Origin of the sequence: Citrobacter sp. RHBSTW-00029, from assembly GCF_014104295.1 — a bacterium.
GTDB lineage: Bacteria > Pseudomonadota > Gammaproteobacteria > Enterobacterales > Enterobacteriaceae > Citrobacter > Citrobacter youngae.
In genome coordinates, this window is sequence record NZ_JABXRT010000001.1 from 4,559,592 (window position 1) to 4,571,730 (window position 12,139).

The 12,139-nt window shown below is 52.5% G+C and carries 14 protein-coding genes; 12 read left to right on the plus strand and 2 right to left on the minus strand.

Features of this window, described 5'->3' with window-relative positions; translation table 11 throughout:
- Positions 1–87: 87 nt before the first annotated feature.
- The 12 genes from HV041_RS21945 (at position 88) to trpS (ending at position 10,259) form a co-directional block, all read left to right on the plus strand.
- Positions 88–867, plus strand: coding sequence for a hypothetical protein (locus HV041_RS21945; RefSeq protein ID WP_048213549.1), 780 nt, complete (start codon positions 88–90; stop codon positions 865–867).
- On the plus strand, positions 867–1,406 hold the full coding sequence (locus HV041_RS21950; protein ID WP_048213548.1) for a PilN domain-containing protein: 540 nt from the start codon (positions 867–869) through the stop codon (positions 1,404–1,406). The genes HV041_RS21945 and HV041_RS21950 overlap by 1 nt, the downstream gene beginning before the upstream one ends.
- On the plus strand, positions 1,390–1,857 hold the full coding sequence (locus HV041_RS21955; protein WP_048213547.1) for a hypothetical protein: 468 nt from the start codon (positions 1,390–1,392) through the stop codon (positions 1,855–1,857). The genes HV041_RS21950 and HV041_RS21955 overlap by 17 nt, the downstream gene beginning before the upstream one ends.
- Entirely contained in the window at positions 1,847–2,251 is a 405-nt protein-coding gene (locus tag HV041_RS21960; protein WP_075551437.1) for a HofP DNA utilization family protein, read from the plus strand. Before HV041_RS21955 ends, HV041_RS21960 begins: the two co-directional genes overlap by 11 nt.
- Positions 2,163–3,401, plus strand: coding sequence for a DNA uptake porin HofQ (hofQ, locus tag HV041_RS21965; RefSeq protein ID WP_121585144.1), 1,239 nt, complete (start codon positions 2,163–2,165; stop codon positions 3,399–3,401). Before HV041_RS21960 ends, hofQ begins: the two co-directional genes overlap by 89 nt.
- 404 nt (positions 3,402–3,805) lie before the next feature.
- Positions 3,806–4,327, plus strand: coding sequence for a shikimate kinase AroK (gene aroK, locus HV041_RS21970; protein ID WP_003023552.1), 522 nt, complete (start codon positions 3,806–3,808; stop codon positions 4,325–4,327).
- 57 nt (positions 4,328–4,384) lie between these two features.
- Positions 4,385–5,473 (plus strand): 3-dehydroquinate synthase, encoded by a 1,089-nt coding sequence (aroB, locus tag HV041_RS21975; protein ID WP_048213545.1) that lies wholly within the window; start codon positions 4,385–4,387, stop codon positions 5,471–5,473.
- Positions 5,474–5,569: 96 nt separating this feature from the next.
- On the plus strand, positions 5,570–6,862 hold the full coding sequence (gene damX, locus HV041_RS21980; protein WP_086523480.1) for a cell division protein DamX: 1,293 nt from the start codon (positions 5,570–5,572) through the stop codon (positions 6,860–6,862).
- Between the two features lie 117 nt (positions 6,863–6,979).
- Positions 6,980–7,816, plus strand: coding sequence for an adenine-specific DNA-methyltransferase (gene dam, locus HV041_RS21985; protein WP_048213543.1), 837 nt, complete (start codon positions 6,980–6,982; stop codon positions 7,814–7,816).
- Positions 7,817–7,833: 17 nt separating this feature from the next.
- Entirely contained in the window at positions 7,834–8,511 is a 678-nt protein-coding gene (gene rpe / locus HV041_RS21990; RefSeq protein ID WP_040231743.1) for a ribulose-phosphate 3-epimerase, read from the plus strand.
- A complete protein-coding gene (gph, locus tag HV041_RS21995) occupies positions 8,504–9,262 on the plus strand; it encodes a phosphoglycolate phosphatase (RefSeq protein WP_003837920.1) in 759 nt (252 codons plus the stop codon). Before rpe ends, gph begins: the two co-directional genes overlap by 8 nt.
- Positions 9,255–10,259: a tryptophan--tRNA ligase gene (gene trpS, locus HV041_RS22000; protein ID WP_061068725.1), complete on the plus strand. Its 1,005-nt coding sequence runs from the start codon at positions 9,255–9,257 to the stop codon at positions 10,257–10,259. Before gph ends, trpS begins: the two co-directional genes overlap by 8 nt.
- Before the next feature lie 70 nt (positions 10,260–10,329).
- Here trpS and HV041_RS22005 read toward each other — a convergent pair whose 3' ends face one another.
- Complete coding sequence (locus tag HV041_RS22005; protein ID WP_048213798.1) at positions 10,330–10,497, minus strand: YhfL family protein; 168 nt, start codon at positions 10,495–10,497, stop codon at positions 10,330–10,332.
- Positions 10,498–10,753: 256 nt separating this feature from the next.
- Complete coding sequence (gene cysG, locus HV041_RS22010; protein WP_115601370.1) at positions 10,754–12,127, minus strand: siroheme synthase CysG; 1,374 nt, start codon at positions 12,125–12,127, stop codon at positions 10,754–10,756.
- Between the last annotated feature and the right edge of the window lie 12 nt (positions 12,128–12,139).

A 12,139-nucleotide genomic window follows, 5' to 3' on the forward strand; every position in this document is an offset into this window, starting at 1 on the left:
TTATAAACAAACGCGCGGTAGTATAAAGGCAAGCCAGACGCATTGATATACCCGTTGAAGGAACGGGTGATAAGGAGATCATCAGCAATGGCTTTTCGTATATGGAAAATTGGTCTGCATATTCAGCAACATGATGCGCTGGCTGTCGCTATCGTTCGTGACGCATCCGGTTGGGTCCTACAACGCTGGTGGCGTATGCCGCTGGCACATCAGGTTGTCGTCGATGGGCACATTCGTGAGCCGGAACAGCTTACTGCGGTGCTCCTGCCGTGGAGCCGTGAACTACCGCACAGGCACCATATTCACCTTTCTTTTCCTGCCAACAGGACGTTACAAAAAAAGTTACCCCGTCCAGCAATGACCCTACGCGAACCAGAGCAAACGGCATGGTTGTCTGGGGCAATGGCTCGCGAACTGGATATGGAGCCGGATGCGCTGCAGTTTGATTATAGCGAAGACACGCTAAGCCCGGCGTTTAACGTGACGGCGGCACAAAGCAAAGAAATATCGGCACTCCTGACACTGATGCATCCCCTGAAAGTACAGGTTACGGCCATTACGCCGGATGCCAGTGCCTTGCAGCGATTAATTCCTTATTTACCCGTGCATCAATCGTGTCTGGCATGGCGTGACGATACCCAATGGCTCTGGGCGAGCCGCACGGCATGGGGACGTAAATCGACGGGGGAAATTGACGATATTGACGCGCTTGCCGCGGCATTATCTCTTTGCCCTGTGGATATTGCGCTATGTGACGCTGGTGGCTTTGATCCCTTTAATGCGGTGTCCGTCCGCCAGCCACCGATTCCAACGGAAAGCCACAACTTTGCTGTTGCGCTTGGGCTGGCGATGGGAGGTGTGTACTGATGGCGGCGAACATCAACCTTTTGCCCTGGCGTCAGTCGCGGCGGTATGCCCGTCTGCAATGGTGGGGAGCATTATTGAGTGGATCTTTACTGGTTATTGTGGGTATCGCGTTGGGTTATTACGCGCTTTCTCGCGTAGATAATCGGGTCGATTTACTGCTGGCTGATGCCGAAAAAATGCGGGCTGAAACCCTGATAGCGCTCAAGCCGCGCCTGCAACAGCGTCAACAACAATGGCAGCAGGCGCAACAAAGAGAAAAACGGCGTGAACAGATGCGAAGCTGGCAGTCTGTTTTACAAGGGGTGGCCGAGTTGCTGCCAGAACAGGCGTGGTTAACAGGAATGACCTGGCAGCAGGATACGCTGGAGCTGACAGGGCTGACGCTGAACGTTGCTGCGCTTCATAGACTGGAGACGCAATTACGTAAACACCCTGGGTTTCAGTTGGGAAGCTCAGGGGAAACGCGACAAGATGCGCAGGGACACTGGCAGTTTCACTATCGTCTGATACGGAGCGTTATGCATGCAGGCGCTTTGTGATGGCTGGTTAGCGCAGACGCCGCGGTTTCGACTTTTGTGCTGGGGCGGCTGGATGTTGGTTCTGATCGCGGCTGCGCTGTTGTGCCTTTATCCTGTAGAGCAACAACGGAAAGTGCAGCAGGCAGCATTAGTCCGTCAACGCGTGGCGATTCAAGATCAATGGCGCAATCTGTATCTGCTGGCGTCATCGGTTGAACAACCCTTTTCTCCCTCTGAAGCGAGGCCGGTTCCTTTTTCCCCATTGGTATATCAAAGCTCTCTTACACGTCTGATCCACTGGCAGCCCTCCGTACGGGGAGGCGAACTGGCGCTGAAAACTGCGTGGGATGCAGTCCCACACGTGTTTGCCCTACTGGCGGAACAGGGAATGAGTACGAGTCAGTTTTCTCTTAGTGCAGAAGATGCTGATGTGTTGTTGACGATACACCTGGAGCGTCTGAATGATGACTAAGCGCTGGCTGTTCGCGTGTTTTAGCGTGCTGTTGTTGACCGGCATGCGCAATCCCTTTCAGCCGCCAGAGGATCTCTGCCGGATGGCTGAGTTGTCGGCATGGCGTTATCAGGGGGCGGTGATCCAGGGAGGACGCTCAATTGGTTTTATGCAGGATGGTCAACACAAATGGCGGAGGGTCGAGCAGCGAGATGTTCTGAATGGCATCTGGAGGGTATCTCAGGTGACAGCCCAAAGCGTAACTATCGACACAGGGAATGATTGTGAGCCATCACGGTGGCAGTGGCAACGACAAGGAGAGGCGAATGAAGCGGTGGATAGTCATCGTGCTGATGACCGTAATACCCAGCGTGCTGGCTGGGAAAGCACAAAACGTGACGCTGGTGGTCGATGATGTGCCCGTTGTACAGGTGCTGCAGGCGCTGGCGGTGCAGGAGAAGAAAAATCTGGTGGTGTCACCGGATGTTAGCGGTGTGCTGTCATTGCATCTGACGAATGTGCCCTGGAAACAGGCATTGCAGACAGTTGTGAAAAGCGCCGGGCTGGTATTACGCCAGGAGGGTAATATTCTGCATGTGCATTCTGTTCAATGGCAGAGTGAAAATGCGGCCCGCCAGGAAAACGAGCAGGCACGGATTCAGGCCAGCTTGCCGCTGGAACATCGCAGCATCATTTTGCACTATGCCGATGCATCCGAGTTGGCCAAAGCCGGTGAAAAACTGCTGAGTACTAAAGGAAGTATAACGGTCGATAAACGTACCAACCGCTTACTGCTGCGAGACAATTCTGTTGCGCTAAACACACTGGAACAGTGGGTGGCGCAAATGGACTTGCCCGTTGAACAGGTCGAGCTGGCGGCGCATATCGTCACGATTAATGAAAAAAGTTTGCGTGAGCTGGGGGTTAAGTGGTCGCTGGCAGATGCACAATTGCCAGGGGCGGTGGGGAATGTCACCACGCTTGCCAGCGACCTTTCTGTGTCTACTGCAACATCGCGGGTGGGATTTAATATTGGCCGCATTAATGGTCGTTTGCTGGAGCTTGAGTTGTCCGCATTGGAGCAAAAACAGCAGCTCGACATCATTGCCAGTCCTCGATTACTGGCTTCTCATCTGCAACCTGCCAGTATTAAGCAGGGCAGTGAAATCCCGTATCAGGTCTCCAGCGGTGAAAGCGGCGCGACTTCCGTCGAATTTAAGGAAGCGGTGCTGGGGATGGAGGTAACGCCGACCGTGCTGCAGAAAGGGCGGATCAGACTGAAACTGCATATTAGCCAGAATGTCCCCGGGCAGGTGCTACAGCAAGCGGATGGTGAAGTGCTGGCCATCGATAAGCAGGAAATTGAAACCCTGGTGGAGGTTAAGAGCGGCGAAACGATCGCGTTGGGCGGGATTTTTTCACATAAAAATAAATCAGCAGCTGACAGTGTGCCGTTACTCGGCGACATTCCGTTGCTCGGTCATTTTTTTCGTCATGATGGTAAAGAAGATGAGCGGCGTGAGTTAGTGGTTTTTATCACGCCCAGACTGGTCCCAATAGAATAACTTATGCATGAAAACCCGTTGTTTTCGCGCTGAACACGTTTCTGGGATTTGACGTGCGGGTGTATTTAGCATACAAGGAGTACCGATTTGAGCGTCGGTACTTTTCTTTACTTATGCAGCAGTGAATACGCTTCGCCTTTCCGGTGGTGTGTCATAGGCTTATTTGGCGTCATTTGGCTACACGATACGTCATCAGGTCAGATGTTTGCAGGGTAGCATGCCTGCCACGACCAGAAATGCGTAAGGTTTGGTGATTTATTCAGTTGCCAAACCCGCTTGAGTATTGAGATAATTTTCAGTCTGACTCTCGCAATATCTTATGAGGTTTCAGTTCATGTCCTGCTGCGCTGGGTGTCTGCGAAGCGGGTTTACCATTAACGAATAGTCTTAGTAGTACCGAAAAAATGGCAGAGAAACGCAATATCTTTCTGGTTGGGCCTATGGGTGCCGGAAAAAGCACTATTGGGCGCCAGTTAGCTCAACAACTCAATATGGAATTTTACGATTCTGATCAAGAGATTGAGAAACGAACCGGAGCTGATGTGGGCTGGGTCTTCGATGTAGAAGGTGAAGACGGCTTCCGTGATCGCGAAGAAAAAGTCATCAACGAGTTGACGGAAAAACAGGGTATTGTGCTGGCAACTGGCGGTGGCTCTGTAAAATCACGTGAAACACGTAACCGTCTTTCCGCGCGTGGCGTCGTGGTCTATCTTGAAACGACAATTGAAAAACAGCTTGCACGTACTCAACGTGACAAGAAACGCCCGCTGCTGCAGGTAGAATCGCCGCCGCGTGAAGTTCTGGAAGCATTGGCCGACGAACGCAACCCTCTGTATGAAGAGATTGCCGACGTGACCATTCGCACCGATGATCAGAGCGCGAAAGTCGTAGCAAACCAGATTATTCATATGCTGGAAAGCAACTAATTCTGGCTGAATACACACTCGTCTGCGGGTACAAGTAACTAAGGTGGATGTCGCGTAATGGAGAGGATTACAGTCACTCTCGGGGAACGTAGTTACCCTATCACCATCGCGGCTGGTTTGTTTGATGAGCCAGCTTCATTCTTACCGCTGAAATCGGGCGATCAGGTTATGTTGGTGACCAACGAAACCCTGGCTCCCCTTTATCTCGATAAGGTTCGCGGCGTACTTGAACAGGCGGGTGTTAACGTTGATAGCGTTATCCTTCCCGATGGCGAGCAGTATAAAAGCCTGGCGGTGCTGGATACGGTCTTCACTGCGTTACTGCAAAAACCGCATGGTCGCGATACCACGCTGGTCGCACTTGGCGGCGGCGTGATTGGCGATCTTACCGGTTTTGCAGCAGCCAGCTATCAGCGTGGTGTTCGTTTTATTCAAGTCCCGACAACGCTGTTGTCGCAGGTTGACTCCTCCGTAGGCGGTAAAACCGCCGTAAACCATCCCCTCGGTAAAAACATGATTGGCGCGTTTTACCAACCTGCTTCCGTGGTGGTGGATCTCGACTGTCTGAAAACGCTTCCTGCGCGTGAATTGGCATCGGGCCTGGCGGAAGTGATCAAATACGGCATCATCCTTGACGGTGAATTTTTTAGCTGGCTGGAAGACAATCTGGATGCGTTGTTGCGTCTGGATGGTCCGGCAATGGCGTACTGTATTCGCCGTTGTTGTGAGCTGAAAGCAGAAGTTGTCGCAGCGGACGAGCGCGAAATGGGCTTACGTGCTTTACTGAATCTGGGACACACGTTTGGCCATGCTATCGAAGCTGAAATGGGTTATGGCAATTGGTTACATGGTGAAGCCGTCGCAGCAGGTATGGTAATGGCTGCCCGCACGTCAGAACGTTTGGGCCAGTTTACCTCCGCTGAAACGCAGCGCATTATTACGCTGTTGCAGCGCGCAGGTTTACCGGTGAATGGGCCGCGTGAAATGTCTACACAGGCTTATTTACCGCACATGCTGCGAGATAAAAAAGTGTTGGCGGGAGAGATTCGTTTAGTGCTTCCGCAGGCGATAGGGAAGAGTGAAGTGCGCGGCGGAGTGTCGCACGAGGTGGTTCTTAACGCGATTGCTGATTGCCAGCAGGCGTAACAACAAGAAAGGTCAGACTTGCGTTGTAAAGCGTAAGTCTTTTAGCTTCAGGTTATGTGCAAAGTCGTAAGCATTAACCTTTGAGTGGGGTGTTAAATGGATGAATTCAAACCAGAAGACGAGCTGAAACCCGATCCCAGCGATCGTCGTACTGGTCGTTCTCGTCAATCGTCTGAACGCGATAATGAGCCGCAAATCAATTTTGATGATGTTGATCTGGATGCCGACGATCGCCGTCCTGCGCGGGCACGTAAAGAGCGTGATGAAGAGCAGGACATTGAAGAAGACTATGAATCTGATGACGATGTTGTGGATGAAGAACGTGTAGAACGTCGCCCACGCAAGCGTAAAAAAGCGGTCAGTAAACCAGCCTCCCGTCAGTACATTATGATGGGTGTGGGTGTTCTGGTACTTCTGCTGCTGATTGTCGGTATCGGTTCTGCGCTGAAGGCCCCCTCATCTTCCTCTTCCAGCGAGCAGGCTGCGTCTGGTGAGAAGAGCATCGATCTTTCTGGCAGCAATGCGACGGATCAGGCGAACACCACAATGCCTGCGACGGGTGCTGAGCAGACCGCTGGCAATACGCAGCAGGATGTTTCTCTGCCGCCGATTTCCTCTACCCCGACTCAAGGCCAGGCACCTGCCACAGCGGAAGGTCAGCAGCGCGTCGAAGTTCAGGGCGATCTGAACAATGCACTGACGCAGCCGCAAGGTCAGGCACAGGTTAACAACGTCGTAGTCAACTCTACGCTGCCAACTGAACCTGCTACCGTAGCACCAGTTCGCAATGGCAATGCAGGGCGTCAGACTGCGAAGACTGAGCCAGCAGAACGTACTGCAGTTGCACATCAGGAACGCAAACAGGCTGTTATTGAGCCGAAGAGCAAGCCGCAGACCACGGTAAAAGCGACGCCGACAGAGCCAAAACCTGTTGCTCAGGCTAAACCAACCGCAACTGCGCCGACGACCACAACCAAAGCGCCGGTGGTAGCTGCTACGCCGAAAGCGACTGTTGAGCCGAAAGCAACCGCGACGACGCCAGCCCAGACTGCAACACCTGCACCAACGACAGCAACACCGGTTGCGGGTGGTGCGAAAAGTGCAGGGAACGTTGGCGCGTTAAAATCAGCGCCATCCAGTCACTACACGCTGCAGCTCAGCAGTTCCTCTAACTACGACAACCTGAATGGTTGGGCGAAGAAAGAGAACCTGAAGAACTACGTGGTGTACCAGACGACGCGTAACGGTCAACCGTGGTATGTTCTGGTGACGGGCGTGTATGCGTCTAAAGAAGATGCAAAACGTGCAGTGTCTACGTTACCCGCCGACATTCAGGCGAAAAACCCGTGGGCAAAACCGCTGCACCAGGTTCAGGCCGATTTGAAGTAAGATAGGATATGTTCTGCAATGGTTTGCTGTTTCGCCCAATTGCGGGACAAAGACTAAAGCGCAGGATGCTGTCGGAGCTTTCTCCACAGCCGGAGAAGGTGTAATTAGTTAGTCAGCATGAAAAAAAATCGCGCTTTTTTGAAATGGGCAGGGGGGAAATATCCCCTGCTTGATGACATCAAACGGCATTTACCTCAGGGTGAATGCCTGATTGAACCCTTCGTGGGTGCCGGGTCGGTGTTTCTCAACACCGACTTTTCTCGTTATATTCTTGCCGATATCAACAGCGACCTTATCAGTCTCTATAACATCGTGAAGACGCGTACCGATGAGTATGTGCAGGCTTCACGTGAGCTGTTTATGCCTGAAACGAATCAGGCTGAGGTGTACTACCAGTTCCGGGAAGAATTTAATGCCTGCCAGGACCCGTTCCGACGTGCAGTGCTGTTCTTATATCTCAACCGTTTTGGCTATAACGGGTTATGCCGTTATAACCTGCGTGGTGAGTTTAACGTCCCCTTTGGTCGTTATAAAAAACCTTACTTCCCGGAAGCCGAGTTGTACCATTTTGCTGAAAAAGCGCAAAATGCAGAGTTCCATTGCCTCTCCTATGAAGAGTGCATGGATCGCGCGGATAGCAACTCTGTGGTCTATTGTGACCCGCCATATGCACCGCTCTCGGCGACGGCAAATTTCACCGCGTATCATACCAACAGCTTTAGCCCGAAAGAGCAGGCGCATCTGGCCGAGATGGCAGAAAAGCTGGTCAGTAAGCAGATCCCGGTGTTAATTTCGAATCATGACACGCCGGATACCCGCGAATGGTATCGAGCGGCGAAACATTTTCAGGTCAAAGTGCGGCGCAGTATAAGCAGCAACGGCGGCACACGTAAAAAGGTGAACGAACTGCTGGCACTATACAAACCAGGAGTCGCAACGCCTGCGAAAAAATAATTCTCAAGGAGAAGCGGATGAAACAGTATTTGATTGCCCCCTCAATTCTGTCGGCTGATTTTGCCCGCCTGGGTGAGGACACCGCGAAAGCGCTGACCGCGGGTGCTGATGTCGTTCACTTCGACGTCATGGACAACCACTACGTGCCGAACCTGACCATCGGCCCGATGGTACTGAAATCGCTGCGTAAATATGGCATCACCGCTCCGATTGATGTTCATCTGATGGTGAAGCCCGTTGATCGTATTGTCCCGGACTTCGCCGCCGCTGGCGCCAGCATCATTACTTTTCACCCGGAAGCCTCCGAACACGTCGATCGCACTTTACAGCTGATCAAAGAGCATGGCTGTAAAGCGGGGCTGGTGTTCAACCCGGCAACACCGCTGAGTTATCTGGACTACGTCATGGATAAGCTCGACGTGATCCTGCTGATGTCCGTTAACCCAGGCTTTGGTGGACAGTCCTTTATCCCGCAAACGCTGGATAAGCTGCGCGAAGTGCGCCGTCGCATTGATGAATCTGGCTATGACATCCGTCTGGAAGTGGACGGCGGCGTTAAGGTGAACAACATTGGTGAAATCGCGGCTGCCGGTGCGGATATGTTTGTCGCAGGCTCTGCTATTTTCGACCAACCAGACTACAAAAAAGTTATTGATGAAATGCGCAATGAACTGGCGAAGGTAAGTCATGGATAAGTTTCAGGATATTCGGGGCGCTGCGTTTGACCTCGACGGCACGCTGGTCGACAGTGCGCCGGGATTAGCCGCAGCGGTGGATATGGCGCTGTATGCGCTGGAACTGCCGGTAGCCGGTGAAGAACGCGTTATCACCTGGATTGGCAATGGCGCAGACGTACTGATGGAGCGCGCGCTGGCGTGGTCTCGTCAGGAGCGCGCGACATTACGTAAAACGATGGGTAAACCGCCCGTTGATGATGATATTCCCGCTGAGGAACAGGTACGTATTTTGCGTAAGCTGTTCGACAGATACTACGGTGATGTCGCAGAAGAGGGGACATTCCTGTTCCCTGATGTTGCCGACACGCTGGGCGCGCTGCATGCGAAAGGATTGCCGCTGGGTCTGGTGACCAACAAACCGACCCCGTTTGTCGCGCCATTACTCGAAGCATTAGATATCGCCAAATACTTTAGCGTGGTCATCGGTGGTGACGACGTGCAGAATAAAAAACCGCATCCGGATCCGCTGCTGCTGGTGGCAAGCAAGCTTGGCATCAAGCCTGAGCAAATGCTCTTCGTAGGGGATTCACGCAATGATATTCAGGCGGCAAAAGCTGCTGGCTGCCCGTCCGTTGGCCTGACCTATGGCTACAACTACGGTGAGTCGATCGCGCTGAGCCAGCCCGACGTTATTTACGACCGTATTAATGAACTACTGCCCGCTCTCGGGCTTCCGCATAGCGAAAATCAGGAATCAAAAAATGACTAAGCCCATCGTTTTTAGTGGCGCACAGCCCTCAGGTGAATTGACCATTGGCAACTATATGGGTGCGCTGCGTCAGTGGGTGAGCATGCAGGATGACTACCATTGCATCTACTGCATCGTTGACCAACATGCTATCACTGTTCGTCAGGACGCTCAGCAGTTGCGTAAAGCAACGCTGGATACGCTGGCGCTGTACCTGGCATGCGGTATCGATCCTGAAAAAAGCACCATTTTCGTCCAGTCTCATGTGCCGGAACACGCACAGTTAGGTTGGGCGCTGAACTGCTACACCTATTTCGGCGAGCTGAGCCGTATGACCCAGTTCAAAGATAAATCCGCACGCTATGCGGAGAACATCAACGCCGGGCTGTTTGATTACCCGGTGCTGATGGCGGCGGATATTCTGTTGTATCAGACCAACCAGGTACCGGTTGGTGAAGATCAGAAACAGCATCTGGAACTGAGCCGTGATATCGCTCAACGTTTTAACGCCCTGTACGGCGATATCTTTAAAGTGCCTGAGCCGTTTATTCCGAAATCCGGTGCGCGCGTCATGTCGCTGCTGGAACCGACGAAGAAAATGTCCAAGTCGGATGACAACCGCAATAACGTGATCGGCTTGCTGGAAGATCCGAAATCAGTGGTTAAGAAAATCAAACGCGCGATGACCGACTCGGAAGAGCCGCCGGTTGTGCGCTACGACGTGCAGAATAAAGCGGGTGTTTCCAACCTGCTGGATATCCTCTCTGCCGTTACTGGCCAGAGCATTCCTGAGCTGGAACAGCACTTTGAAGGCAAAATGTATGGTCATCTGAAAGGTGAAGTCGCAGAGGCCGTTTCCGGTATGCTGACCGAGCTTCAGGAGCGCTATCACCGTTTCCGTAACGATGAAGCCTTCCTGCAGAAAGTGATGAAGGAGGGCGCGGAAAAAGCCAGCGCGCGTGCCTCTGTTACGCTGAAAGCCGTGTATGAGGCTATTGGCTTTGTTGCCAAGCCGTAATACTTTTTGCATTGCTGAAAAAACCGGGAATTTCCCGGTTTTTTTGTATCTGCGCAAAGAGATTTATTGATTATTCAGCCACTGCGCCGCAACCGCCAATCATTTTAGAAATTGAAATTGCCGGGTGCAGCAGGTAATCATACGAGCAGGTTTTATTACGGTTTTCAATATGACCCGTACAAGCGGTCAACGTCGTCAGAATCCCTGCCACAAGGGCAATTTTTGCAATCTTAAGCATAACGAAATCCTTGTAGATATAACTATTTATATATATGAAAAAAATGGAAAAAATCCATTTTCCGCCGGTGAAAATATCAAGTAATGGAACAAGGAGGTAGTCCAGATAAGGACTACTCAAAGACAAGGAAATATGCTTTGAAAAACAGGTGAGAAATAAAAACGGCAGTCAGGAAAGAGATTCCAGGACTGCCGTTTGTGTTAATTAGCGGAACGATTTCAGAACGGTATACCGTTGGTTATTTCGCTGATGTGAATCAATGGTTCGAGAACCAGTTCAGCTTATCGCGTAATCCCACAACACGACCCACGATAATCAGCGCCGGGCTTTCAACCTGTTTTGCCAGTTCACCGAGCTGTGTCAGCACACCGCTGACGACGCGCTGTGTTACGGCAGTACCATTCTCGACCAGAGCAACCGGCATATCGGCTTGCATACCAAACTCGATGAGTTTTTCCTGAATCGTTGCCGCCTGATTCAGTCCCATATAGAACACCAACGTTTGTTTCTCGGCTGCCAGGTTTTCCCAGTCCAGCTCACCGCCAGTTTTCAGGTGTCCGGTAACCAGACGCACGCTCTGAGCGTAATCACGGTGGGTCAGTGGAATGCCGGAATAGGCAGAACAACCAGAGGCTGCGGTAATACCAGGCACTACAGAGAATGGAATACCGGCATGGCACAGCGTTTCCAGCTCTTCGCCACCACGGCCAAAGATGAACGGGTCGCCACCTTTCAGTCGCACCACGCGCTTGCCCTGTTGTGCTTCACGCAGCAGGATCTGATTGATCTCTTCCTGCGGTACGCAGTGATAGCCCGCACGTTTGCCGACGAACACCCGGTCTGCATCGCGGCGTACAAGGTTCATGATGTCGTCGGAAACCAGGCGGTCATAGACCACGACATCCGCTTGCTGGATCTGCTGTAGCCCTTTCAGCGTCAGCAGGCCGGCATCGCCAGGACCGGCGCCAACCAGCACCACTTCACCACGATGGTCCAGAGGTTCACTGAGCAACTGCTCGGTGGTTTCCTCGATGGCTTTCAGGTCATTGTTCGCCAGCGACTGCGCCAGGCGGTCATTCACGAACAATTTTTCCCAGAAGCGGCGACGTTCACCCATGCTGGCAAACTGTTGCTTCACCCGGGAGCGCAACTTGCCGGCATATTGTGCGACCTGGCCCAAATGCTGAGGCAGTACGGATTCAAGCCTTTCACGCAGCAGACGGGCAAGCACCGGCGATGTCCCGCCGGAGGAGACCGCCACCATCAGCGGCGAGCGGTCGATAATGGAGGGCATGATAAAACTTGCTGCTTTTGGCGCGTCGACCACGTTGCAGAAGATACGGCGTGACTCCGCGGCGGTGCTGACGCTTTGGTTGACGGCATCGTCATCGGTGGCGGCAATAGCCAGCCAGCAGGTGTCGAGCAGGGACTCATCGAACGGTCCCTCAACCAGCGTCAGCATGCCTTCATCTGCCCATACTTTGAACTGCGGAATAAACGCCAGTGCATTAACCGTTAAACGGGCGCCAGCTTCCAGCAGTAACCGCGCTTTGCGTTCTGCGACATCACCACCGCCGACGATCAAGCAGTCGCGGTCACGTAGTTGACAAAATATAGGCAAATGGTCCACGACATTACCCCT

Bases quoted from the DNA above. Each gene is read 5' to 3' on its own strand.
- hofQ (WP_121585144.1), top strand. From the start codon at position 2,163: ATGAAGCGGTGGATAGTCATCGTGCTGATGACCGTAATACCCAGCGTG.
- HV041_RS22005 (WP_048213798.1), bottom strand. From the start codon at position 10,497: ATGCTTAAGATTGCAAAAATTGCCCTTGTGGCAGGGATTCTGACGACG.
- dam (WP_048213543.1), top strand. From the start codon at position 6,980: ATGAAAAAAAATCGCGCTTTTTTGAAATGGGCAGGGGGGAAATATCCC.
- HV041_RS21955 (WP_048213547.1), top strand. From the start codon at position 1,390: ATGCAGGCGCTTTGTGATGGCTGGTTAGCGCAGACGCCGCGGTTTCGA.
- damX (WP_086523480.1), top strand. From the start codon at position 5,570: ATGGATGAATTCAAACCAGAAGACGAGCTGAAACCCGATCCCAGCGAT.
- gph (WP_003837920.1), top strand. From the start codon at position 8,504: ATGGATAAGTTTCAGGATATTCGGGGCGCTGCGTTTGACCTCGACGGC.
- aroK (WP_003023552.1), top strand. From the start codon at position 3,806: ATGGCAGAGAAACGCAATATCTTTCTGGTTGGGCCTATGGGTGCCGGA.
- HV041_RS21960 (WP_075551437.1), top strand. From the start codon at position 1,847: ATGATGACTAAGCGCTGGCTGTTCGCGTGTTTTAGCGTGCTGTTGTTG.
- aroB (WP_048213545.1), top strand. From the start codon at position 4,385: ATGGAGAGGATTACAGTCACTCTCGGGGAACGTAGTTACCCTATCACC.
- HV041_RS21950 (WP_048213548.1), top strand. From the start codon at position 867: ATGGCGGCGAACATCAACCTTTTGCCCTGGCGTCAGTCGCGGCGGTAT.
- rpe (WP_040231743.1), top strand. From the start codon at position 7,834: ATGAAACAGTATTTGATTGCCCCCTCAATTCTGTCGGCTGATTTTGCC.
- HV041_RS21945 (WP_048213549.1), top strand. From the start codon at position 88: ATGGCTTTTCGTATATGGAAAATTGGTCTGCATATTCAGCAACATGAT.
- trpS (WP_061068725.1), top strand. From the start codon at position 9,255: ATGACTAAGCCCATCGTTTTTAGTGGCGCACAGCCCTCAGGTGAATTG.